This window comes from Arthrobacter sp. ZGTC212, from assembly GCF_002929255.1.
GTDB classification, from domain to species: Bacteria; Actinomycetota; Actinomycetes; order Actinomycetales; family Micrococcaceae; genus Arthrobacter_B; species Arthrobacter_B sunyaminii.
In genome coordinates this window covers 455,018-475,537 of record NZ_PJIJ01000001.1, presented here as the reverse complement: position 1 = coordinate 475,537, position 20,520 = coordinate 455,018, and the positions used below count along the sequence as shown (strand labels likewise).

Annotated in this window: 25 protein-coding genes; 11 read left to right on the top strand and 14 right to left on the bottom strand. The window is 64.7% G+C overall.

Annotated elements, in window-relative coordinates; genetic code table 11:
- Window positions 1-15 precede the first annotated feature (15 nt).
- A complete protein-coding gene (locus CXQ89_RS02435) occupies window positions 16-1,824 on the bottom strand; it encodes a thiamine pyrophosphate-requiring protein (protein WP_104160176.1) in 1,809 nt (602 codons plus the stop codon).
- Window positions 1,825-1,959: 135 nt separating this feature from the next.
- On the opposite strand from CXQ89_RS02435, the gene CXQ89_RS02430 reads away from it, so the two are divergent.
- Complete coding sequence (locus tag CXQ89_RS02430; RefSeq protein WP_104053722.1) at window positions 1,960-2,496, top strand: dihydrofolate reductase family protein; 537 nt, start codon at window positions 1,960-1,962, stop codon at window positions 2,494-2,496.
- A 338-nt stretch (window positions 2,497-2,834) separates the two neighbouring features.
- Window positions 2,835-3,305: a GtrA family protein gene (locus tag CXQ89_RS02425; protein ID WP_104160175.1), complete on the top strand. Its 471-nt coding sequence runs from the start codon at window positions 2,835-2,837 to the stop codon at window positions 3,303-3,305.
- Window positions 3,306-3,329: 24 nt separating this feature from the next.
- Here the strand turns inward: CXQ89_RS02425 and CXQ89_RS02420 are convergent, their stop codons facing one another.
- The 4 genes from CXQ89_RS02420 to CXQ89_RS02405 form a co-directional block, all read right to left on the bottom strand.
- Entirely contained in the window at window positions 3,330-4,712 is a 1,383-nt protein-coding gene (locus CXQ89_RS02420) for an NAD-dependent succinate-semialdehyde dehydrogenase (protein ID WP_104160174.1), read from the bottom strand.
- Window positions 4,713-4,796: 84 nt separating this feature from the next.
- Window positions 4,797-5,600: a trimeric intracellular cation channel family protein gene (locus CXQ89_RS02415; RefSeq protein WP_258059810.1), complete on the bottom strand. Its 804-nt coding sequence runs from the start codon at window positions 5,598-5,600 to the stop codon at window positions 4,797-4,799.
- Between the two features lie 89 nt (window positions 5,601-5,689).
- The gene (locus CXQ89_RS02410) at window positions 5,690-6,130 is read right to left on the bottom strand and encodes an SRPBCC family protein (protein WP_104053235.1); all 441 of its coding nucleotides are present in this window, start codon (window positions 6,128-6,130) and stop codon (window positions 5,690-5,692) included.
- Between the two features lie 69 nt (window positions 6,131-6,199).
- Window positions 6,200-6,886 (bottom strand): NUDIX domain-containing protein, encoded by a 687-nt coding sequence (locus tag CXQ89_RS02405; protein WP_104160172.1) that lies wholly within the window; start codon window positions 6,884-6,886, stop codon window positions 6,200-6,202.
- Between the two features lie 139 nt (window positions 6,887-7,025).
- Between CXQ89_RS02405 and CXQ89_RS02400 the strand changes: the two genes are divergently transcribed.
- Window positions 7,026-7,670: a GyrI-like domain-containing protein gene (locus CXQ89_RS02400; RefSeq protein ID WP_104160171.1), complete on the top strand. Its 645-nt coding sequence runs from the start codon at window positions 7,026-7,028 to the stop codon at window positions 7,668-7,670.
- Here CXQ89_RS02400 and CXQ89_RS02395 read toward each other — a convergent pair.
- Window positions 7,667-8,149 (bottom strand): TetR family transcriptional regulator, encoded by a 483-nt coding sequence (locus CXQ89_RS02395; protein WP_104053238.1) that lies wholly within the window; start codon window positions 8,147-8,149, stop codon window positions 7,667-7,669. The two genes, CXQ89_RS02400 and CXQ89_RS02395, sit on opposite strands and share 4 nt — an antisense overlap.
- 158 nt (window positions 8,150-8,307) lie before the next feature.
- On the opposite strand from CXQ89_RS02395, the gene CXQ89_RS02390 reads away from it, so the two are divergent.
- On the top strand, window positions 8,308-8,952 hold the full coding sequence (locus tag CXQ89_RS02390; protein ID WP_104160170.1) for a YitT family protein: 645 nt from the start codon (window positions 8,308-8,310) through the stop codon (window positions 8,950-8,952).
- Here the strand turns inward: CXQ89_RS02390 and CXQ89_RS02385 are convergent.
- Window positions 8,914-9,462, bottom strand: a complete 549-nt coding sequence (locus tag CXQ89_RS02385) for a dihydrofolate reductase family protein (RefSeq protein WP_104160169.1) — start codon at window positions 9,460-9,462, stop codon at window positions 8,914-8,916. The genes CXQ89_RS02390 and CXQ89_RS02385 overlap by 39 nt on opposite strands.
- Window positions 9,463-9,605: 143 nt before the next feature.
- Here CXQ89_RS02385 and CXQ89_RS02380 point away from each other — a divergent pair, with 143 nt between their 5' ends.
- Complete coding sequence (locus tag CXQ89_RS02380) at window positions 9,606-9,950, top strand: hypothetical protein (protein ID WP_146067186.1); 345 nt, start codon at window positions 9,606-9,608, stop codon at window positions 9,948-9,950.
- On the opposite strand, the gene CXQ89_RS02375 is transcribed toward CXQ89_RS02380, so the two are convergent.
- The 4 genes from CXQ89_RS02375 to CXQ89_RS02360 form a co-directional block, all read right to left on the bottom strand.
- Complete coding sequence (locus tag CXQ89_RS02375) at window positions 9,947-10,576, bottom strand: TetR/AcrR family transcriptional regulator (protein ID WP_104160168.1); 630 nt, start codon at window positions 10,574-10,576, stop codon at window positions 9,947-9,949. The genes CXQ89_RS02380 and CXQ89_RS02375 overlap by 4 nt on opposite strands.
- A gap of 41 nt (window positions 10,577-10,617) precedes the next feature.
- Window positions 10,618-11,889: an ABC transporter permease gene (locus CXQ89_RS02370; RefSeq protein WP_104053242.1), complete on the bottom strand. Its 1,272-nt coding sequence runs from the start codon at window positions 11,887-11,889 to the stop codon at window positions 10,618-10,620.
- The gene (locus tag CXQ89_RS02365) at window positions 11,886-12,608 is read right to left on the bottom strand and encodes an ABC transporter ATP-binding protein (protein ID WP_104160167.1); all 723 of its coding nucleotides are present in this window, start codon (window positions 12,606-12,608) and stop codon (window positions 11,886-11,888) included. The genes CXQ89_RS02370 and CXQ89_RS02365 overlap by 4 nt, the downstream gene beginning before the upstream one ends.
- An 81-nt stretch (window positions 12,609-12,689) precedes the next feature.
- Window positions 12,690-13,271: a TIGR03086 family metal-binding protein gene (locus CXQ89_RS02360; protein ID WP_104160166.1), complete on the bottom strand. Its 582-nt coding sequence runs from the start codon at window positions 13,269-13,271 to the stop codon at window positions 12,690-12,692.
- Between the two features lie 180 nt (window positions 13,272-13,451).
- Between CXQ89_RS02360 and CXQ89_RS02355 the strand changes: the two genes are divergently transcribed.
- Window positions 13,452-13,790 carry a PadR family transcriptional regulator gene (locus CXQ89_RS02355; RefSeq protein WP_104053245.1) on the top strand — a complete coding sequence of 113 codons (339 nt, stop codon included), beginning with the start codon at window positions 13,452-13,454 and terminating at the stop codon, window positions 13,788-13,790.
- The gene (locus CXQ89_RS02350) at window positions 13,787-14,779 is read left to right on the top strand and encodes a permease prefix domain 1-containing protein (RefSeq protein WP_104160165.1); all 993 of its coding nucleotides are present in this window, start codon (window positions 13,787-13,789) and stop codon (window positions 14,777-14,779) included. The genes CXQ89_RS02355 and CXQ89_RS02350 overlap by 4 nt, the downstream gene beginning before the upstream one ends.
- Here CXQ89_RS02350 and CXQ89_RS02345 read toward each other — a convergent pair.
- Window positions 14,772-15,539 carry a LysE family translocator gene (locus CXQ89_RS02345; protein WP_104160164.1) on the bottom strand — a complete coding sequence of 256 codons (768 nt, stop codon included), beginning with the start codon at window positions 15,537-15,539 and terminating at the stop codon, window positions 14,772-14,774. The genes CXQ89_RS02350 and CXQ89_RS02345 overlap by 8 nt on opposite strands.
- 80 nt (window positions 15,540-15,619) lie before the next feature.
- On the opposite strand from CXQ89_RS02345, the gene CXQ89_RS02340 reads away from it, so the two are divergent.
- From CXQ89_RS02340 to CXQ89_RS02330, 3 genes are read left to right on the top strand one after another with little or no spacing between them, the layout of a single operon-like run.
- Complete coding sequence (locus tag CXQ89_RS02340) at window positions 15,620-16,069, top strand: Lrp/AsnC family transcriptional regulator (protein ID WP_104160163.1); 450 nt, start codon at window positions 15,620-15,622, stop codon at window positions 16,067-16,069.
- 37 nt (window positions 16,070-16,106) lie between these two features.
- The gene (locus CXQ89_RS02335) at window positions 16,107-16,781 is read left to right on the top strand and encodes an alpha/beta family hydrolase (RefSeq protein WP_104160162.1); all 675 of its coding nucleotides are present in this window, start codon (window positions 16,107-16,109) and stop codon (window positions 16,779-16,781) included.
- Window positions 16,782-16,791: 10 nt separating this feature from the next.
- Window positions 16,792-17,421, top strand: a complete 630-nt coding sequence (locus tag CXQ89_RS02330) for a flavin reductase family protein (RefSeq protein WP_104160161.1) — start codon at window positions 16,792-16,794, stop codon at window positions 17,419-17,421.
- 31 nt (window positions 17,422-17,452) lie between these two features.
- Here CXQ89_RS02330 and CXQ89_RS02325 read toward each other — a convergent pair whose 3' ends face one another.
- Both CXQ89_RS02325 and CXQ89_RS02320 read right to left on the bottom strand, forming a co-directional pair.
- The gene (locus CXQ89_RS02325; RefSeq protein WP_104053251.1) at window positions 17,453-18,058 is read right to left on the bottom strand and encodes an antibiotic biosynthesis monooxygenase; all 606 of its coding nucleotides are present in this window, start codon (window positions 18,056-18,058) and stop codon (window positions 17,453-17,455) included.
- A 70-nt stretch (window positions 18,059-18,128) separates the two neighbouring features.
- A complete protein-coding gene (locus CXQ89_RS02320) occupies window positions 18,129-18,485 on the bottom strand; it encodes a nuclear transport factor 2 family protein (protein ID WP_104160160.1) in 357 nt (118 codons plus the stop codon).
- A 145-nt stretch (window positions 18,486-18,630) separates the two neighbouring features.
- Here CXQ89_RS02320 and CXQ89_RS02315 point away from each other — a divergent pair, with 145 nt between their 5' ends.
- On the top strand, window positions 18,631-20,433 hold the full coding sequence (locus tag CXQ89_RS02315; RefSeq protein ID WP_104160665.1) for an NAD(P)/FAD-dependent oxidoreductase: 1,803 nt from the start codon (window positions 18,631-18,633) through the stop codon (window positions 20,431-20,433).
- Window positions 20,434-20,520: the final 87 nt, after the last annotated feature.

Below are 20,520 nucleotides of genomic sequence, written 5' to 3'. Positions count from 1 at the left end.
TCCTCCGCCGGGGATCTAGCCCTCCAGGGCTTCTTCCTGGCGGAGGTAGACGGACAGGAGGTCCCGGGCGTGCTGCGTCTGGGGCCCTTCCTTTTCCATCGCTTCCATCATGGACGCTGCCTGTGCCTTGCCTCCGGGGAACGGCGGCAGGAGCGGAACGTCAGGATCCGAGACCACCTCGATGATGCACGGCCGGTCAGCCGCGAGCGCCTGGTCCCAGGCAGCACCGAGCTGCTCCGGATCGTCCACCCGGATGCCCTCAAAGCCCAGCAGCTCCGCGTAGCCGGCATAGTTGAAGTCCGGAAGCGCCTGGCTGTCCGGGAAGCGCGGTTCGGTTTCCATCTCCCGCTGTTCCCACGTCACTTCCGCCAGTTCTCGGTTGTTCAGGACGCAGACAACAAAGCGCGGATCCTCCCACTGCTGCCAGAGCCTGCTGACCGTAATCAGTTCGGTGATCCCGGCCATCTGCATGGCGCCGTCTCCGGACAGGGCAATGAGCGGGCGGTCCGGATGGGCAAGCTTTGCGGCCAGGCCGTAGGGAACCGCGCATCCCATGCTTGCCAGCGTGCTGGACAGATGCGCGGGAACGCCGGCCGGCAGCCGCAGTTGGCGGGCGTACCAGTAGACGCTGCTGCCCACGTCCACGGCTACCTGGGCGTCCGCCGGCATGCGGCTGCTCAGCTCGTAGACCGCGCGCTCGGGGTTCACCGGGTCGGCCGGGGTAAAGGCACGCTCGCGCGCAAGTTCGTGCCAGGAACGCACCACCTGTTCGACGTCGTTCCGCCAGTCGGAGGGTCCGCGCTCCTTGAGCAGCGGCAGCAGGGCGTCCAGGCATGCGGCAGCTTCACCGGGAAGAGCCACTTCCACCGGGTACCGGTTGCCGATCGCCGCAGAATCGATGTCGATCTGCACGGCTCGAGCAGCCCCAGGCGGCGGATAGAACTCGGTCCACGGGTCATTGGAGCCAATGATCAGCAGCGTGTCGCAGTTGGCCAGCACATAACCGCTGGCCGAGGTACCCAGATGGCCCATGACTCCGGCCGCCAGCGGCAGGGACTCGTCCACGTACGGCTTGCCGAGCAGGCTGGTGGTAACGGCAGCGCCCAGCTTTTCGGCCAGGGCCATCACCTGTTCCTGCGCGCCGCGGGCTCCCTGCCCTACCAGCAGGGCGACTTTCTGACCGCGGTTCAGCAGGTTGGCGGCGGCCTGCACGTCTTCGTCGCGGGGCAGGATCCGGGCCGGCCGCCATACCGGAGCGGTGGTAAGCACGCCGTGCTCCTGGTCCAGTTCCGGAGCCGGCGCCTGCTGAACATCATGCGGCAGGATCACCACGGAGGGCGTGCGGGTAGCAAGGGCTTCTTTGAAGGCCCGGTCAATAACCAGCGGTGCCTGCTCCGGGCTGGACACCTGCTGCCGGAATCCGGACGCAACGTCCCGGAACAGGTGCATCAGATCCACTTCCTGCATGTAGCCGGACCCCAAAACACTCAGGCTCTGCTGTCCGATGACGGCCACCACCGGCACCGAGTCCATCCGGGCGTCATACAGGCCGTTGAGCAGATGGATGGCACCCGGGCCCTGGGTGGAGACCACCACGCCCACTTCCCCGGTGTACTTGGCGTGGCCCACCGCCATAAAAGCTGCGTTCTCCTCATGCCGGGCCTGGACAAACTCCGGTCCGCCCGCCCGCCGCAGGGCACCCATCAGCGGGTTGATGCCGTCACCGCTGTACCCGAAGATCCGGCCCACTCCCCATGCCTGGAGCCGTTGGACCACCAGGTCCGCTACCAATTCCGGTTCATCCTGTGGTCCTGTGCCGCCCATTGCATGCCTCCCATGGAAGATCAGTGTGCTTGGTATCCCCCACTCTTCCATCCCGGGGGCAAGAAATGCACGTTTGGACGGCCCGCTGCTCATGCATTGATGTGTGACGCTGTGCCCGCCGCTATGCTCAAACGCATGGGTAAGGTCATCTATTACGTTGCATCGTCACTGGATGGCTACATAGCCACCGAAGACAACAAGCTCGACTGGCTGCTGGACTTCGGCTTCGAGGCGTTCCAAACGCACTATGACCAGTTTTTGGCAGGGGTCGGCGCACTGGTGATGGGTTCGGTAACGTACGACTTCGTCCGCGCCGAGGACCCCGGTTCCTGGGCCTACGGCACCCTGCCCTGCCAGGTGCTGACCAGCAGAAATCTGCAGGCGCCGCCGGACACCGGTGTACGTTTCGCCGCCGGTGACATCCGGGATATCTGCGCAGCCGCAGTGGCCGACGCCGGCAACCGGAACGTCTGGGTGGTGGGCGGCGGTCATGTCGCAGCCCAGTTTGCCGACGCCGGGCTGCTGGACGAAGTGCGGGTCACCTATATGCCCGTGGCGCTCGGCAGCGGGCGCCCCCTGCTTCCCGTCGCAGCGCCCACCGGCCGCATGCGGCTGACGGGGACGACGTCGTTCAACGGCGGGGCTGCCGAACTCCGCTTTTCCGCCGAATAGGCCGGCAGCCGCAACGTATCCCTGCCCGCTTCCCGGTTCACTGTTGGGTGTGTTCCGTGCGCGCCCTCTGGTGGCCCTCGAAAACGCCGGCGACCTGCCGGGCACGTCACCGCGTCCCTGAAGGCGGCGCTGCGAAACTCGGAAAAGCTTCTGGCACTCGTCTCGGCCCTCCTCACGGCCGCCACAGCCCGCGCAGCGAGGCAGGGCAGGGCACTGTCTTCACCGTTACGCTGCCGCTTGCCCGTTCCGGTGCTGATTTTGTGCCCCGCGCAAGGCTGTGAAAATATCCAGTTGGATCCGGCACCCTACCGGGCACATTCAGCAGGGGAATTTACTTGATGGCCAACCACGGCATTTCACCCGTCCGCAAGGTACTGCGGCGTCTGGGGTCCTTCTCCCTCGTCGGCGCAGTGGCCTTCGTTGTGGATGTCTCCCTTTTTAACGTCCTGGCCTCGACGGTGCTCGATGACAGCCCCATAACCGCCAAGGTCATCTCCGTTGCCGCTGCCACGACCGTCTCCTGGGTCGGCAGCCGATACCTGACCTTCCGCAGCACCCGGGGGCGGAGCGTCCGCAGCGAAACCCTGCTTTTCGCCCTGACCAACGTGGTGGGGCTGCTCATCGCCACCGGCTGCCTGTTCGTGTCACACTACGTGCTGGGTTTCACCAGCCAGTTTGCGGACAACATTTCCGGCAACGTCATCGGTGTCCTGGCCGGCAACGTGTTCCGGTACTTCGCGTACCGCTACGTCGTTTTCACCACGGAAGAGGAACGGGCAGCCCGGAGCGCGCTGAAAGAAAACGCATAAGGGCTGCCCGGCCGTTCGGCTACGCTACTTCCGGGACTGCGGCGTGCGGATCAGCTTCTTGTTGACGAACTCATCCATGCCGTAGCGTCCCAGTTCGCGGCCCACGCCGGAGCGCTTGACGCCGCCGAAGGGCAGGTCTTCCTGGGTTCCGGACACGCCGTTGATCCATACCATGCCCGATTCCAGCCGGTCAGCAACCTCAAGGGCCTTGTCCTCGTCAGCGCTGAAGACGGCGCCGCCCAGGCCGTACGGTGAGCTGTTCGCCAGTTCTACGGCTTCATCGGCGCTGGAGACCTTGTAGATCACGGCGGCCGGACCGAAGAGCTCCTCCGAGAAGGCACGCATATCTTCCGTGACGCCGGTCAGCACGGTGGGCTGAACGTAGGCGCCGGGCCCGTCCACCAACGCACCGCCGGTGTGGAGAGTCGCGCCCTTGTCCACGGCATCCTGAATCTGCTCTACCAGGGAGTCTGCGGCAGCCTGTGAGGACAGCGGCCCAAAGCGGGTGCCCTCGTCCAGCGGATCACCGGGCTGGATCTTCTGCATCTTCGCGGTGAACTTCTCCACGAAGTCGTCGTAGAGATCCTCCATGACGATAAAGCGCTTGGCGGCGTTGCAGGCCTGTCCGGCGTTGCCCATGCGGCCGGCCACGGCGGACTTGACCGTAGTGTCCAGGTCCTCGGAATCCAGCACGATGAACGGATCGCTGCCGCCCAGTTCCAGCACGTACTTCTTCAGGTTCCGGCCGGCCACCTCGGCAACGGCGGAACCGGCACGCTCCGAACCGGTCAGGGAAACGCCCTGGATCCGGGGATCTGCAATGATGTCCGCGGCCTGGTCATTGGTGGCGAAAAGGTTGATGTAGGCATCCCGGGGCAGCCCGGCATCGTGGAAGATCTGCTCCATGGCCAGGGCTGACTGCGGGCAGTTGTTGGCATGCTTGAGCAGCACGGTGTTGCCCAGCATGAGGTTGGGGCCGGCGAACCGGGCCACCTGGTAGTACGGGTAGTTCCACGGCATGATGCCCAGGATCGCGCCGATCGGTTCGGTGCGCACGGTGGCCCCGCCGCCGCCCTTTACGCTCAGTTCCTCATCGGCCATGAAACCGGGGCCTTCGGCGGCGTAGTAGTCGTAGATGTCTGCGGACAGGGCAACTTCGCCCTTGGCCTCACGCAGGGGCTTGCCCATTTCGGTGGCGATCAGGGCCGCCAGCTCGCCGCTGCGTTCGCGGTACAGCTCGGCCACCCGGGCGATGATCTTGCTCCGGGCCTCAACCGGCTGGCTGCGCCACGAGGAAAAGGCACCGTGGGCTGCGCTGATTGCTTCGTTGATTTCGGCGTCGGTGGCTTCGGCGAATTCTTGCAGTGTCTCCCCGGTTGCGGGGTTCACGGTTTTGTAAGCAGTCATGGGGCTCACGTTACCGGCGGCTGTGGCAGGAGCCACAGCGGTTCGCTCTTGGCTCAACCGCCGCACCCGGCACACCAGGCGCGGCTAGCGGCGGGCCGGGGCGGCGTCGCCGTCGGGTTCCGGCGGATTCCGGCGGGCGGAACGAGGCCGGGGAAAGGGGCCGAACCGGGGCCGCGGCCAACCCTGTTCCTTCTTGCGTGAGCCGGCTTCGGCAGCCCCGGATCCGCTGGGTTTGCTGCGCGTCCGGCGCGGAAGCCGCACGCTCAGCTCCCCCGGGCCGGGCAGGCGCCAGCCGCGGCGGCGGGCCACGGTGCAGATGACGGCGGCGGAGACGATGGCCACGGCCATGCCCACATTGCGCAGTCCCAGGTGATAGAGGACGGCCATTTCAATGGCGGCAATGAGGGCGCCGGTGGCGTACAGGGTGTTGCCGCCGAAGATCGCCGGCACCCGTCCCACGGCGATATCGCGGATCATGCCGCCGCCCACCGCTGTGGCGACGCCGATCAGGATGGCAGGCAGCCACTCCAAGCCAAGGCCCAGCGCCTTGGATGTTCCGGTGGCGGCCCAGCAGCCAAGGGCAAAGGAATCAATGACGATCAGGAACCGATTGGCCCATTTGCCCTTGAGTTCAATCAGGTAAGCAATGAACGCACCGGCGATGGCGGCAAAGAGGTAGGCGGGGTCGGTCAATGCCACCGGGGTGCCCGCCTGCAGCAGCGTGTCGCGCAGGACACCTCCGCCCAGGGCTGAGGTGAGCGCCAGGACCACAAAACCCACCGGGTCCATACGCAGCTGCCGGGCAACCGCTCCGCCCAGTACGCCGTTCGCCAGCACCCCGGCCAGGTCCACGACCCTGAACACGGCCTCCGGATCCAAAATCTCCACGCCGCTCCCGCTGTTGATTGGTGCCGTGTTTTCCGGCGTCCAGTCTAGCGCGGCAGGCTCCCGGGTTCGGCAGCATCACCTTTTATCAGTCACCGGGCGGCAAAATAATCCGCCAGCTTTTCCAGCGTTTGTTCCAGACTCGCAGGATGCCGGCGGGTCACTCCCATGATCCGGTACATGACGCGGTGGCGGACGCCCCTGGCATCCCACTGCTCGGTTACAAGGGTCCCGCCGTCTGCAGGCTCCAGCAGGTAGCGCCAGATATGACCGCCCATATGCCGCCAGGCAATCCTGTGCCCCTCCTGAAACTCGGTGACCGTGTTGCGGATCTTGTAGGGAACGCCCATCTTCATGTCCATGCCGAAAGTGGCTCCGGGGGCCAGTCTGGCAGGACCGTGGGGGTGCGCGTCACGGACGGTTCCAGACCCGTCGATAACACTGTGCATGGCCGGACGGGCCAGCAGGTCAAACACGGATTCCGGCGAGGCGGGAACAAAGCGCTCGCGGCTGATCAGGTAGGGGCTGTTCATCGGGTCAGTCTAACGGCACGTAAGTTTCAGGCTCCGGGTCCGGTTACAGGGTCCGGTTACAGGCCCCGGTTACAGGGTCCGTTCGTAGAGCCAGCCGTCTCCGCCCATGACCAGCCGGTGCCGGGCCTCCGGGTCGCCGGGCAGCTGGGGGTACTCGGCGTCGCCGTGCCAGACCATTACCGGCGGCGTCTGGCCGGGCAGCTGGCGGGTTGTGTAGGTCTGCGGCGCGGCAGCGCCGGCCGCTGCGAGCGCGGCGGCAACCGTTTCCACCCCCAGCAGCCCGTGCAGTGTCACCCAAGTGGGCGGGTACAGTTCCATGCTCCCCTCCCGCTGCCGGCGGAAGGTATCGGCGGGAGTCAGCCAAACCGCGTCCACGTGTTCTTCGGGGCTGAGCAGGATCTCTCCCTCGGGTGCTTCGGCCAGGAAGAACCACGTCCGGTAGCGGCGCGGCGCTTCGGGCGGCGGCTCCCAGCAGGAAAGCCGCACCAGGTTGGGCTCCGCCAGGCGCAGCCCGGTTTCCTCTTCGGTTTCACGCACGCCCGCCCGGAGCGCGGCCGCAAGTTCACCGTCGTCGTTCGCCGTAGGCTGCACCGAATCCGCCGGCAGTCCGTAGTCCTCGGGGTCCACCCGCCCACCGGGAAACACCCAGGCGCCGGCAAAGGATCCCCGGTGGCGGGGACGCTCCAGCAACAGGACCTGCAGTCCGTCGGGCGCATCGCGCAGCAGCACCACTGTGGCGGCCGTGCCGTGAAGCATGATGGATTCCGTTCGTGAGGGGGAGACTTGCGGGACCGTACTGGAGTCCCTTGAAGGATGGTAGCCGTTATCCGCAGGCAGTAGCCGCGGGCACAGGACCCGCCCTATCCTGAAAACCCCGCGGAAGGGCGCGCCTGCTATGGAAAAGGCTGTAACGGACAAGTTCGACTTCAAGAAAAGCTACCCCGAGCTCTACGCCCCCAAGTCCGGCGATTTCGCCCTGGTTGAGGTTCCGGCCCTGCAGTACCTTGCCTATGACGGGCACGGGGATCCCAACACGTCGAAGGAATATCAGGGCGCCTTGGAATCCCTCTACCCCACTGCGTATGCGGTGAAGTTTGCGTCCAAAAAGGACCTCGGCCGCGATTTCACCGTGGGCCCGCTCGAAGGACTCTGGCGTGCGGCTGACATGGACGCTTTTATCCGCGGCGACAAGGATTCCTGGGACTGGACCATGCTGGTGGCCCAGCCGCCGTGGATTACCCCTGGCCTGGTTTCGGATACCGTCGCCGCGGTTGCCAGGAAGAAGAACCCGCCGGGACTGGACAGGGTGCGCCTGGTGACCCTTGAGGAAGGCACCTCGGCGCAGATCCTGTACATCGGAGCCTACGACGCCGAGGGCCCGGTCCTTGAGCGCCTGCATCACCAGTGGATGCCGGCACACGCACTCACCTTCAACGGCGACCACCATGAGATCTACCTCAGCGATCCGCGGCGGACCGCCGTGCACAAGCTCAGGACGGTGCTGCGGCAGCCGGTCCGCCCGCTGGGCCCTTCCGCCTAGGCGGGTTTGTCCAACCCGCGCGGTTTGGCGGCCGGCGCACCCAGCATCGCTTTCAGCTGGTCATCGCTCACCCGTGTGAGAGCGGTGAGCAGGTTCATGATGCGGGCACGCTCACGGGCGTCAAAGCGGGTGGCATCGAGAATGTCGCTGACCCAGAGTCCGTCCATTGCCAGACGGACAATGACGCCGATGACTCCGGTGGGCTGCCCGGGGTCCAGGTTGTCCTGGTCAAGCCTGCGGTTCAGGTAGATCAGGGACTCCGCCAGGTTGGGGCGTCCGACGGCGGTGGCCAGCAGTGCCCCCTGGTCAGTGTCGCTGTTGGACTCGGCATCCGAGAACGCCTTGATGTAGGCGCGGTCCGAGGCTCCCACCTGTTCCGGGTCCGAGTCCGCGAGCCGGCCCAGCTTGTGGACCAGCTCGATAATCATTGCTTCAACGTCCTGCTCGATTTCTTCGAGAGGTGCGCCTGGCCTGAACATTTTTCCTCCAGCTCAACGGTCAACCGCCGTTCGGTTGACCGACCAGCTTAGCCCGGTTCCGTTTTATTCTCAGCCCCCGGGAAGCTTCCCGCCGCCACGCCGGGCGTAGCGCCGGGCGCCGGTTTGAAGTCCGGCAGACAACAGGCTTGTCTTAGTCCATGACGTGGATCACCGTACGCCGTGCCGTCCAGCTGCTGGTCGGGCTGTTTTGCTATGGCTTTGCCATTGGCATGATGATTCAGGCTCATCTGGGCGTTTCCCCCTGGGATGTCCTGGGACAGGGCGCAGCCCGTTCCTCGGGCATTCCCTTCGGCGTCGTGACCGTCCTGATTGGCGCGCTGGTGCTGCTGCTGTGGATCCCGCTGAGGCAGAAACCGGGCATCGGCACCGTCCTGAATGTGCTGCTGATTGGTCCCAGCGCCGAAGTTTGCCTTGCCCTGGTGCCCGCTCCTGATCAGCTTTGGGCGAGGGTTTTGCTCTTCACCGGCGGTCTGCTGCTGCTGGCTGCCGCCACCGGCGTCTATTTAGGGGCACGGTTGGGGCCGGGCCCGCGGGACGGGCTGATGACCGGGATGCACCGCCGCTTCGGATGGCCCGTTTGGGCCGCGCGCACCGGCATAGAGGTGGCAGTGCTCAGTGCGGGGTGGGCGTTGGGCGGCACCGTGGGTCTGGGAACAGTGGCCTTTGCCCTGCTGGTGGGGCCGCTGGTCAGCCGTACGATGCCGTTCTTTGATATCCGTGCGCTCGGTCCGCTTCCGGGGGCGTCACGTCCGCGGCCCGTAGGTCAGGATGGCATTGCCTGATGCAGTGGTCCGGGACTCGAGCAGCTTTAGCCGGGTGAGCGGGTCTCCGGGCTGAAACAGCCGCTGCCCCGAACCGGCCACCACCGGGTGCACCATGAGTGTCAGGGAGTCCAGCAGTCCGGCGAAAAGGAGCTGGCGCACCAGTGAAATGCTTCCGTTCACAGCGATGTCACCGCCGTCGCGCTCCTTGAGCCGGCGGACAAAGGCCTCCAGCTCGTCATCCATCAACTGGGAGTTGTTCCAGCTCAGATCCTCGTCCGTGAGCGTCCGGGAGGCCACGAATTTCCGGACCGGGTTGATGAAATCCCCGAAGCCGTCCCCGGTGTTACCCGGCCAGTAGTCCGCCCATTCCTGATAGGTCGTCCGGCCCAGCAGCACCGTATCCTGGCCCGCCAGGACGGATGCCATCAAGGGCCCCATGTCCTCGTCAAAATGGTCAAACTGCCAGTCTCCCGGGTTCTCCACCACGCCGTCGACTGAGCTAAAGAGTGCCGCCGTCACCTTGCGCATCGTGTCCTCCTGCAGCTGCCGGTCTTGGAAACGTGTCCGTCAAATCTGGCTTCCTCCGCGAAGGTACCGCAAGACCCTTCCGGGCGGGAGGGAGCGGACTTAGGATGGCCGTGCCGGTTCACCCTTCCGCAGGAGGAATCATCATGGTTGACGGCCCGTCTTCACCATCCGGAACGCAGGGACCGCCTGCCGGCTACGGCAATGTTCCGGTGATTTTCTCCGCCGTGCTGGCAGCGGTCGCGGGCGTGGCAGTGGCCGTCTTTTCCACCGGTGGAACAGAGCGGGAATTCCGATGGGAGCTGGGACTCGCCGCTGCCTGCGCCACCTTCATCGTGTCCCTGCTGATTTTCCTGCTGCTGATCATCACGTCGCGCCCCAACCCTGAAGAATTGGGCAAGGGCACCGGCATCAAGAGGAGCTTTGGTTCCCTTCCGGACACGGCCGACGGCGATGACAGGTTCCGCCCGGACGGCACCGACCAGCGTTAGCTGCCGAAGATCCTCTCCAGGAGTACCCCCGCACGATCCATGATGCCGGTGTCCGGCCAGACGTCGTCGTGCTCCAGGTGGTTCTGCTGCAGCACCACCCGAACCACCCCCAGAGCCAGACCCACCACCATGCCGGCCTCCGCGGCGAGGTCCGGTTCGGATTTGCGGAGACCCGCAGCCGCGTAACGTTCCATCACCAGGTCCGTTAACTGCTTCTCATGATCGGCCATCCATTCGTTCTGTTTGGAAAACAGAACAGGTGAGGCCATGATGGCCTTCATCCTGCGGCCGGCCAGCTCCGGATCGGGCTGGCCAGCCACCAGGGCGGAGACTACGGCCGCAGCAAGGCTCAAGACAACCGGGGTGCCGTGGTCGGGCAGGAACTCGCGGGCGACGGCGTCGCGCATTTGGGCGGGCGGCGGACCCAGGAAGACGCCTTCCTTCGAACCGAAATAGTTGAAGAACGTCCGCTGCGACACCATGGACGCAGTGCAGATCATGTCCACGGTGACGTTGTCATAACCCCGTTCCAGGACGAGCGCCACAGCCGTTTTTTCGATCTCCGACCGGGCGGCTGCACGCTTGCGGGCACGCAGCCCCCCGGATGCTTCAACGCCTTGGTCCATCACTCCGCCTTCCGCCGTGATGCAATTCCCGATGCCGCTGCTTACTCGTACCGCAGGGCGTCGATGGGGTTCTGCCGGGCTGCCCGGCGAGCCGGCAGCGTGCCGGCAAGGAACGCAATCAGCATCACGACGCCGATGATGACGGCTACGGAGGCCGGCGTGAACAGCATAATGTTCAGGCCGGGAAGGGCTGACAGCACCGTGTTGGACAGGACGGAGCTGATCGCTGTGCCGAGCCCGATGGCCACGCCGGCTCCCAGCGCAGATCCAAGGAAACCAATAAAGATCGCTTCGAAGCTGAACAGCGCGAAGATCTTGCCGCCGCCCATGCCCATGGCCTTCATGAGGCCGATCTCGCGGGTGCGTTCCTGCACGCTCATCAGCAGGGTGTTCACGATGCCGAACCCGGCAGCCACAAGGGCGATGACGGCGAACGCGTTGAGGACGCCGATGATGCCGTTGATGACGGTCTGGATGGCACCGATCTGGTCCGCCACGGTCAGTGCGGTGAAGCCCTGGTCTGCAAGGTCGGACTTGATGCCGTCCAGCTCGTCCGCGCTGATGTCCGTGGACAGGTAGGCAACGGAAGTGATGTAGCCGCTGGGAACACCGGCAGGCATGCCGGTTTTCTGCAGGGCATCCATTTCGGTCCGCAGCTCCTCGTTGAATCCGGCACCGTCGCCAAACAGGGAGTCGTTCTGCACACCGGCCACCACGGCATCCACCGTGTGCTGGGTTCCGGCGTAGTCAGTGACCGCAATGGAGACCGTCTGGTCCAGGGCTGCCTGCTCGTCGGCGAAGCCCATCGGCTCCAGGTATGAGGACGGAAGCAGCACTTCACGCGATCCGCTGCCGTCTTCAAGCTGCCGCCCGGCGGCAAGATCCGCATCCGCCATCCCGATCATCGGATTGACGGTCAGCTCGAACTTGGTCCCGCCGTCGTACTGGATGAAGTCGGGTGCCAGCATGGCGGCCGGTTCAACCTTGTCGATGCCGTCCGTGGCGCGGATGGTTTCGATGTCCGCCTCGGAGAGCAGCGTGAAACTGCCCTGCATGGCGGCACCGTCCGGATCGTATTCCTTGGGCCCGTCATCGGCCGCTCCGGTTTCTGCGGCGGGCGAGACGGTGAGCAGATCGTCGCCGCCAATGGCGCCTATTTGCTTGTCGATGTAGTCCGAGACTCCAGCACCGATGGCGCTGGTCAGGGTCAGCGTGAACGCGCCGATAAAGATGGCGACCACGGTCAGTGCCGTGCGGACCTTGCTGCGGAAGGTGTTGGATACTGCTGAGCGGAGAATGTCGCCGGCGGTCATGCTGAGGCCCCTGTGGTGATGGTGGTCGAGATGAGTTCATCGGCGGACACTTCGCGTCCGTCCTTGATGTAGAACTGGCGGCTGCAGCGGGCCGCGAGATCCGTGTCGTGCGTGACGGTAATCAGGGTGATGCCCTGTTCCCTGTTCAGCGAGAACAGAATGTCCTCCACGACGGCGCCGGTGGCGGTGTCCAGGTTGCCGGTGGGTTCATCGGCGAAAATCACCGACGGATTGTTGACCAGGGCGCGGGCAATGACCACGCGCTGCTTCTGGCCGCCGGAGAGGTCAGTGGCCTTGTTTCGAGCCTTGTCCGCCATTTCCAGGCGTTCCAGCGCCTCCATGCCGCGGCGCTTGCGTTCAGCAGGCTTCACTCCGGCAATCATCAGCGGCAGCACAACATTGTCCAGCACGGAGGAGTTGGGGGTGAGAAAGAACTGCTGGAACACGAAACCGAAATCCCGGTTGCGCAGTTCGTTCAGCTCATTTTTTCCCAGCGAACGCGCATCCTGGCCCTTGACGGAAATGGTCCCCTCATCGGGGCTGTCCAGCAGGGCGAGCAGGTGCATGAGGGTGGACTTTCCCGAACCGCTCTTGCCGACAATCGCCAGGGACTCGCCGCTTTCCACGGCCAGGCTGACGCCCTTCAGGGCATCAAACCTGTTTTCCCCCTGCCCGTACGATTTCGTCAGGTTCTGCGCGCTGAGTACGTGTGGTGTCATCTTTTCGACGTTACATGCAGTTCCTGCAAGTTTGCCGGGTCTGCAACTTGGGCAGCTTTGAACCGGCTGGGCCGGTAGTACTCAGATCTCGGGAATCCAGGCGGGATCGCGCCCGGTCAGTCCCACCAGCCGGTCCAGCGGCGAAGCAGAGTCATCAACCGGAACCACCGGGCCGAAGAGGCCCGGATTACGGGGCTGTTCGCCGAGGAACTCCACACAGGCCTGTACGGCACGCAGATCCGGGTTGTAGCTCTGTCCGGTGGAGCGCGCCAGGTCCCAGCCGTGCACAATGATCTCGTCCAGGGCAAACATGCCGGCGTCCACGGCATCGAGCGGAACCCGGCCCGCCACCGTCTCCCCGTCCCACGCCGCCGGATCCGCCCAGGCGCCGGCCAGGGCAGTGAGCTGGTTGGGAATGCGCTCACGCCAGCCTTCGGCCAGGTTCCTGCCGTCCGCTTCAGGCACCTTCCCGGCTCCCGGCGGCAGGGAAGTCTTGTGTGCGGAGAGCTGGAATTCCAGCGACAGTCCGTCGATGTGCTCTAGAAGGTCGCCCACCGTGTAGTCGGGCGACGGTGTGGGCCAGCTGAGCTGGTCATCCTGGATTCCGGCGATCACGGCGCCGGTGTCACGGGCTGCATGATGGAAATCGACTGGAGCACGCATGGTTCCTCCTCGAGGAAAACGCATCGGTGTCGTTTCAAAAACCTGACTCTCCCTGACCCTGCCGCTATCAAAAACGGTAGCAACGCGGACTTCCGTCCGTAAGGGGAACCGGGTCCGGGCATTGCCAAGAGGTCCGGCTACCTATTGCAATATTGTGTCTAACACACCATAGTGTGAGGCATGGAAGACGATCTGCTGGGTGGACACCTTCAGGAACTGCGCCGGGGAACCGTGGTGCTGGCCTGCCTCTCCATCCTGAAACAGCCCGGCTACGGCTACGGCCTGCTCGAAGAACTGGAACGAGCAGGGTTTTCCGTCGAGGCAAATACCCTCTACCCGCTGCTGCGCCGCTTGGAGAAGCAAGGGCTGCTCACCAGCTCCTGGGACACCGAAGAGGCCCGCCCCCGGAAGTTCTACACCACCAGCGAGCAGGGAGCTGAGCTGCTAAACGCCCTGCTGCAGGACTGGGAAAAACTGCACGCCTCCATTCGCCAACTCAACGAAGGAAGCCCCTCATGAGCACCCTCACTGACCGGTACGTCTTCGCTGCCCTCACCTCCATTCCCGAGGCCCAGCGGTCCGATATCGAGCGGGAACTGCGCGCCTCGATCACAGACTCCGTCGAAGCCCGCACCGATGCGGGCCAGTCACCGACCGAAGCCGAACGCCAGGTCCTCACCGAGTTCGGAGATCCCGCACGGTTGGCAGCCCGCTACACGGACCGCCCCCTGCACCTGATTGGACCGGAACTTTTCCTGGATTGGTGGCGTCTGCTCAAGCGGATGCTGGCGATAGTGGTGCCGCTCGCCTTTGTAGCCACCGTAGTGTTCCGGATGGCAACTGATCCGACAGATCCCGCCGGCGCCTTTGGGGCGGCACTCGGCAATGCCCTGGAAGCCGTGGTGCAGGTCGGTTTCTGGCTCACCCTGGTCTTTGCAGTCATTGAATTCACCGGAACCCGGCGGAAGGATCCGGGCCGAACCTCCTGGTCCCCGTCCGCGCTGCCTCTCATGCCGCAGCAGGCTTCGGTTTCCCTGGGCGACACCATCGCCACGGTGGTTCTTTACGCGTTCTTCATCGGCCTGCTGCTGTGGCAGAAGGTGGGATCACTGCTGTTCCTTGACGGCGAACCCGTAGTGGTCCTGCAGGACGGGCTTTGGGATTTCTGGCTGCCGTTCATCATCGCCCTGCTGACAGCCAAAGCCGTGTTCGCCGTCGTGCTCTATGCATCAGGACGATGGACGTTTGTCCTTGCAGCCGTGAACGCCGCTCTGGCGCTGATGTTTACGGTTCCGGTGCTCTGGCTGCTGGCCACGGACCGGGTCTTTGACCTGACCGTCCTCAACGCCGGCGGCTTGGGCCAGGAGGCCTCGTCATGGACCACCGCGATCGCCGCTGCCGCGGTGCTGGTGATTGGGGTGTGGGAATTCGGCAGCGGATTCAGAAAGGCCGCCAAGGCCTCACGCCAGACGCCGGCAGCGTCAATGCCGGCAGTCCCGTCTAACTGATCAGCGAAGCGCCCTGTTCAGCGAGCAGCACCAGGGACAGGCAAACCATCAGGACACCGCTGGCCAGCGTGACGGCGCGGGCACCGCCCGGCCGCGAGCGCAGCAGCCGTCGGGCCGCAAGGGCAACACAGGTGTAGACCAGCACGGACACGCCAAAGTGGGACAGGCCCAGGACCAGGGTCTGCAGCGGTACGGCCAGGCCGGCATTGGCATCCACAAACTGCGGGATGAGCGCCAGATAAAGCAGCAGCGCCTTCGGGTTGGTGCCGCTGGTGCCCAACCCTTTGAAGAAGTCCTGCCGGCCCCCGCGGCGGGCAGGCCCGGGGTGGACAGGAATCGGAGGGGCGAGGGTAGCCACCCTGCCTCCGGCGTCAACCGATTCCGGCTGGGCCCCGCCGGGCAGGGCGGGTCCCGCACCGCCGGTCGACCCGCCGGCACCGGAACCCGAGGAACCCGTCGTCGTCGTCGTAAAACCAGCCGAACGCCAGGTGCGCAGCGTGGAAATCCCCAGCCAGAGCAGGTAAGCCGCACCGAGCAGTGTCAGGCCGGCCAGGAGCTGCGGGGTGGCGGCAATCAGCGCCGCGAGCCCGGCCACGATCAGTGCGGTGTGTAAAAGGTAGCCGGCGGACAGCCCGGCCACGGCGGGTGCAATCCTTCGGGCGCGCAGGCCGGAGGAGATGCAATATGCCCAGTCGGCCCCCGGAGTCATGGCCAGGGTGACGGAGACGATCGCAAAGCCCGCGAATTGCTGAAAATCCATCCCTCAAGCCTAGGGATCCAGCGGCGAAAAGTGCTGACCGGAATAGGCCCGCCCACGGCTCCGAACGATACGATTCTTGCGTGATTGACGCTATTGACCATGAAATTTTGCGCCTGCTTCAAATTGACGGGCGGATGAGTGCCACGGCGCTTGCTGCTGAGGTGGGGCTGACGGTTGCGCCCTGCCACCGCCGCATCAAGGAGCTTGAACGCAAGGGAGTGCTGACGGGCTATCGTGCCGTGGTTGATCCCGCCGCCGTCGGGCTGAGTTTTCAGGCTTTGGTGTTTGTAACCCTGCGCGACCGCGCGCAGATGCTTACCTTTGAGAAGGCAGTGGGCGTTCACGAACAGATCGTGAAGGCGGACAGGCTTTTCGGGGATCCGGATTTCCTGCTCAAGGTCATCGCGGCGGATCTCCCCGGCTACCAGCAGTTCTATGATGACGTGCTCGTGAGCCTGCCCGGCGTCGAGAAGCTCACCAGCACCATCGTGATGAAAACCGTGAAGGAAGAAGCCGGCCTGCCGCTGTGAGGTGAGAGGCCCGGACGAGTCCCGTAAATTGGAACCCATGCCAGCTCAGTCCGAACATCTCACCGTGGCGGTCGGTGAGGGTAAAGTCAGCGCCGTCTGCGCACAGCCCGCTGATCCGTGGGCGTCCATGGTCGTGGCGCACGGCGCCGGTTCCGGTATGGAGCACCCATTCCTCATCGGGTTTACCGATGCAATGAACGACGGCGGCGTGGCCACCTGGCGGTTCAACTTCCCCTACCGGGAGGCCAGGAAGAAATTCCCGGACCGGGCCCCGGCAGCGATTGAGACGTGGCGCGCGCTGATGTCCGCCGCTGAGGACCGTGCCGACGGATTACCTGTGTGGGCGTGCGGAAAGTCCTTTGGCGGGCGGATGGCGTCCATGGCCGTGGCCGAGGGGATGCAGGCAGCGGGACTGGTGTTCCTGGGCTACCCGCTGCATCCGCCGGGCAAACCCGAAAAGCTGCGCGACGAGCACCTGTACGGGCTTTCCCTGCCCATGCTGTTCCTGCAGGGCACCCGGGATCCCTTCGCGTTGCCGGGCGAGCTGGAACCGGTGGCGGAGCGGATCGGCCCGTCCGCCGTCGTCGAACGGATTGACGGCGGAAACCACATGTTCGAAGTGCGCGGGAACAAGCGGGCGCAGGAGCAGATCGGTGCATCTCTGGCAGCGCCGGTGCTGGACTTCATGCGGGGCCATCAAAGCCGGAGCTAAGCTCACCCCTATGAGAACGGATTTCGATCCGGCCGCCATGGGCGGCCGCAGTTTCTACCGGCTGCTTACCTCCGTGGTGGTGCCGCGCCCCATCGCCTGGGTTTCGACGGTCTCGGCCGACGGCGTGGACAACCTGGCGCCGCATTCCTTCTTCACTGTCGCCTCGGTCAACCCGCCGGTGGTGTCCTTCACCTCGGTGGGCGAGAAGGATTCGCTGCGGAACATCCGCGAGACGGGCGAGTTTGTCATCAGTCTCGCCCCGGAGAACCTGTTTGAGGCGGTCAACGCGACCGGCACCGGTTTCACCGCGGAGGTCAGCGAGTTCGACGCTGCGGGGATTGCCCGGGAGCCCAGTGCCACGGTGCGCCCTCCCCGCGTTGCCGGATCTCCGGCTGCTCTTGAATGCCGGCTGCGGGAGATTCATCCAGTGGGCGACTGTTTTGTGGTCTACGGCGACATCACCTTTGCGGCCATCCAAACGGACGTGCTCGACGGCGATTCCCACCCGCGCATCGACAAGCTGCGGCCGCTCTCCCGGCTCGGTTTGAACGAGTGGGGTACCGTCGGCGAGGTCCGGGAGATTACCCGGATCCGGCCCGACGAATGGCCGGGCCATTACCGGGGCGACCAACTCCAGTAGGGCGCCCGCGATACAGCGCGCCGGCGATCCGCTAGGACGTTTTCCGGCGCTGGAGCCAAGGCTGCAGCAGCCCGGTGACCCAGGGCAGCACCCAGTACGCCATGATCGGCGTCAAGATAGCGGTGGTGAGGAACACACGCAGCGGCATCAGCAGCGAATCCCACCACTCGGGCAGCAGCAGGCCCACCAGCGCTGTAAACGCAAGGTTCACGGGGAAGAATCCCAACCAGATGGCTACAGCCTGCTTCCAGCGCGGCGGCTTGACCGGTGTCTCAAGATCGGTGGAGACCGACGGCGCATCAAACCAGCCCTCAATGCCGGTGCGGCGCAGAACGTGGCGGTCCTCGACCATGTCGCGGCCCCGCTCCAGCCAGGCAAGGCGGGGTTCGGAGTGCTCCCAGGCGTCCAGCGCCTCCTCATCGGAGAAGCGGTAAAGCATGTGCCATTCATCGGACTCGGCGGAGGCGCGGACCCAGCCGGAGCCCAGGAAACCGGGCCAGCTGTTGGCGAGGTTAACGCCTTCCTGGACCCAGTGGGTGGCCTCAGGCACACGGAGGGGATCGACCCGCCGGGTGATGGAGACCGTTACCGCCCCCGGCCCGCGGAGCGGGAGGGCGTCAGCGTGCGTTGAAGTCATGCTTTCCAGTATCCGGGGAGGAGGACGCCGACGGCGAATCGGGTGCGGGATCCCACAGGCGCCTCACGCGTCAGTAGGGCGTGTGCTGGTGCAGGGCTAGTTTCCATTCACCGTCTTCCTTGGCATACACGCTGCTGAGCAGTGCCGTGTAGAGAGTGCCGTCACGGTCGGCCCGCACTTTGTATGTGAGGAATCCGGCGTCGGAGCCCAGAAAGGATTCCTTCGGGTCGATGATCTCGAAGGCAGACCACGGCGGACCTCCCATCGATTCGAGGATCTGGTCCCGGTTGGCGAGCCGCAGCCCGCCGGTCAACACCATTACCGGTTCCCGCGCCAGAACAGTCGAATAGAACGCGGTCGCTTTCGCAGGCCCAATGGACAGGGCATGCCACCCCTCGGTTTCCAGTGCCACAAGTTCATTTTCCATGGCTCAGGAGCTTAGACCTGCCGCCCGATAGGCAACAGGAGTCCCTGGCCATCCCCTATCGCTCTGAGCGCCAGGAGTGTTTACTGGAGCCCCGCGACCCACGATTTGGTTTGCACCCAGGAGCCACAAAGGAGTGGATATGGATATGGCCAACAGTTCCCCGTCACAGCTGGACGAATCAGTTCAGGACTGGCTGAACAACCTCAATACCGCCCTCACAACCCGGAATACCGAAGCGGCGGCCGACTTGTTTGAGGACGACGGATTGTGGCGGGATTTCGTCTCCTTCACCTGGAACCTCAAGACACTCGAGGGCAAGCAGCAGATCATCGACATGCTCGATTCCGTCCTCGATGACGTGCAGCCCTCCGGCTGGACGCTGGCGGAACCGGCCGCCGGCAACGCCGACGCAGCCGAAGCGTGGATCACTTTCGAAACCGCCGCGTCGCGCGGCTGGGGCCACCTGCGGCTGCGAAACGGAAAAGCCCGGACCCTGCTCACCACCATGCAGGAACTCAAAGGGCATGAAGAACAAAAGGGTGCCACCCGGCGCAAGGGAGTGGAGCACACCGTTGAGCGCGGCCGGAAATCCTGGCTCGAGGAAAAGGAACTGCACCAGGCGCGCCTGGGCTATGAGGAGCAGCCCTACTGCGTCGTCGTCGGCGGCGGCCAAGGCGGGATTGGACTCGCCGCACGGCTGCGCCGGCTAAACGTTCCCACCATCGTGATCGAACGGAACGAACGGGCCGGCGACTCCTGGCGCAAGCGCTACAAGTCCCTCGCCCTGCATGACCCGGTCTGGTATGACCATCTCCCCTACCTTCAGTTCCCCGACGATTGGCCGGTCTTCGCTCCCAAAGACAAGATTGGCGACTGGCTGGAGCATTACACGTCCCTCATGGAACTGGATTACTGGTCCGGCACGGAGTGTCTCGGCGCGCAGTACGACGACGATGCCGGAGCCTGGGAGCTGACAGTCCGGCGCGGGGGCCAGGACATTACACTGCATCCGCAGCAGCTGGTGTTTGCGCTGGGAGTCTCCGGATATCCCAATATTCCGGAGTTCGAAGGAGCCAACGCATTCCTCGGCGAGCAGTACCATTCCTCTCAGTACCCCGGCGGCGGTGACCAGACCGGCAAGAAAGCACTCATCATCGGCTCGAACAACTCGGCCCATGACATTGCCGCAGACCTCTGGGAGCACGGCGCCGACGTCACGATGCTGCAGCGTTCCTCCACCCATATTGTCCGCAGCGAATCCTTGATGGAGTTCGCCCTCGGCGACCTGTACTCGGAGCGCGCCCTGGCAGCCGGCACCACCACTGAAAAAGCGGACATGCTCTTCGCCTCCCTCCCCTACCGGATCCTGCCGGAGGCGCAAATCCCGATCTACGAGAAGATCGCCGAGCACGACGCCGAATTCTATGACCAGCTGCGCGCAGCTGGGTTTGACCTCGACTTCGGCGAAGACGGGTCCGGGCTGTTCCTGAAATATCTGCGGCGCGGTTCCGGCTACTACATCGACGTCGGTGCCTCCCAGCTGATCATCGACGGGCGCGTGAAGCTGAAGCAGGGCCAGGTCGCCAAGTTCACGGGCAACGGAGCGGTGCTCGACGACGGCACCGAACTGGACGCGGACGTCGTCGTCTACGCCACCGGATATGGATCCATGAATAACTGGCTGGCGGACCTGATCTCCCCGCAGGTAGCCGATCAGGTGGGCAAATGCTGGGGCTTCGGCTCCGGGACCACCAAGGATCCCGGACCCTGGGAAGGGGAGCTGCGCAATATGTGGAAACCCACCAATGTGGATAATCTCTGGATCCACGGCGGGAACCTGCATCAGAGCCGGCACTACTCACTGTTCCTGGCACTGCAGCTCAAGGCCCGAATGGAGAAACTGCCCACCCCGGTCTACGGACTGCAGCCGTCCCATCATTCCCGGTAGCCCGGTCCGCAGCCGCATACCCGCCGCAGCCGGCGGTACGTGACGCAAGCCGCACCCCCTGTAAATGCGGGCAGCGCTTTCGGTAAG

What these genes read in the sequence shown, in the direction of transcription:
- CXQ89_RS02435 (WP_104160176.1), bottom strand. Translation starts at nt 1,824, where the DNA reads ATGGGCGGCACAGGACCACAGGATGAACCGGAATTGGTAGCGGACCTG.
- CXQ89_RS02430 (WP_104053722.1), top strand. Translation starts at nt 1,960, where the DNA reads ATGGGTAAGGTCATCTATTACGTTGCATCGTCACTGGATGGCTACATA.
- CXQ89_RS02425 (WP_104160175.1), top strand. Translation starts at nt 2,835, where the DNA reads ATGGCCAACCACGGCATTTCACCCGTCCGCAAGGTACTGCGGCGTCTG.
- CXQ89_RS02420 (WP_104160174.1), bottom strand. Translation starts at nt 4,712, where the DNA reads ATGACTGCTTACAAAACCGTGAACCCCGCAACCGGGGAGACACTGCAA.
- CXQ89_RS02410 (WP_104053235.1), bottom strand. Translation starts at nt 6,130, where the DNA reads ATGAACAGCCCCTACCTGATCAGCCGCGAGCGCTTTGTTCCCGCCTCG.
- CXQ89_RS02405 (WP_104160172.1), bottom strand. Translation starts at nt 6,886, where the DNA reads ATGCTTCACGGCACGGCCGCCACAGTGGTGCTGCTGCGCGATGCGCCC.
- CXQ89_RS02400 (WP_104160171.1), top strand. Translation starts at nt 7,026, where the DNA reads ATGGAAAAGGCTGTAACGGACAAGTTCGACTTCAAGAAAAGCTACCCC.
- CXQ89_RS02395 (WP_104053238.1), bottom strand. Translation starts at nt 8,149, where the DNA reads ATGTTCAGGCCAGGCGCACCTCTCGAAGAAATCGAGCAGGACGTTGAA.
- CXQ89_RS02390 (WP_104160170.1), top strand. Translation starts at nt 8,308, where the DNA reads ATGACGTGGATCACCGTACGCCGTGCCGTCCAGCTGCTGGTCGGGCTG.
- CXQ89_RS02385 (WP_104160169.1), bottom strand. Translation starts at nt 9,462, where the DNA reads ATGCGCAAGGTGACGGCGGCACTCTTTAGCTCAGTCGACGGCGTGGTG.
- CXQ89_RS02380 (WP_146067186.1), top strand. Translation starts at nt 9,606, where the DNA reads ATGGTTGACGGCCCGTCTTCACCATCCGGAACGCAGGGACCGCCTGCC.
- CXQ89_RS02375 (WP_104160168.1), bottom strand. Translation starts at nt 10,576, where the DNA reads ATGGACCAAGGCGTTGAAGCATCCGGGGGGCTGCGTGCCCGCAAGCGT.
- CXQ89_RS02370 (WP_104053242.1), bottom strand. Translation starts at nt 11,889, where the DNA reads ATGACCGCCGGCGACATTCTCCGCTCAGCAGTATCCAACACCTTCCGC.
- CXQ89_RS02365 (WP_104160167.1), bottom strand. Translation starts at nt 12,608, where the DNA reads ATGACACCACACGTACTCAGCGCGCAGAACCTGACGAAATCGTACGGG.
- CXQ89_RS02360 (WP_104160166.1), bottom strand. Translation starts at nt 13,271, where the DNA reads ATGCGTGCTCCAGTCGATTTCCATCATGCAGCCCGTGACACCGGCGCC.
- CXQ89_RS02355 (WP_104053245.1), top strand. Translation starts at nt 13,452, where the DNA reads ATGGAAGACGATCTGCTGGGTGGACACCTTCAGGAACTGCGCCGGGGA.
- CXQ89_RS02350 (WP_104160165.1), top strand. Translation starts at nt 13,787, where the DNA reads ATGAGCACCCTCACTGACCGGTACGTCTTCGCTGCCCTCACCTCCATT.
- CXQ89_RS02345 (WP_104160164.1), bottom strand. Translation starts at nt 15,539, where the DNA reads ATGGATTTTCAGCAATTCGCGGGCTTTGCGATCGTCTCCGTCACCCTG.
- CXQ89_RS02335 (WP_104160162.1), top strand. Translation starts at nt 16,107, where the DNA reads ATGCCAGCTCAGTCCGAACATCTCACCGTGGCGGTCGGTGAGGGTAAA.
- CXQ89_RS02330 (WP_104160161.1), top strand. Translation starts at nt 16,792, where the DNA reads ATGAGAACGGATTTCGATCCGGCCGCCATGGGCGGCCGCAGTTTCTAC.
- CXQ89_RS02325 (WP_104053251.1), bottom strand. Translation starts at nt 18,058, where the DNA reads ATGACTTCAACGCACGCTGACGCCCTCCCGCTCCGCGGGCCGGGGGCG.
- CXQ89_RS02320 (WP_104160160.1), bottom strand. Translation starts at nt 18,485, where the DNA reads ATGGAAAATGAACTTGTGGCACTGGAAACCGAGGGGTGGCATGCCCTG.
- CXQ89_RS02315 (WP_104160665.1), top strand. Translation starts at nt 18,631, where the DNA reads ATGGCCAACAGTTCCCCGTCACAGCTGGACGAATCAGTTCAGGACTGG.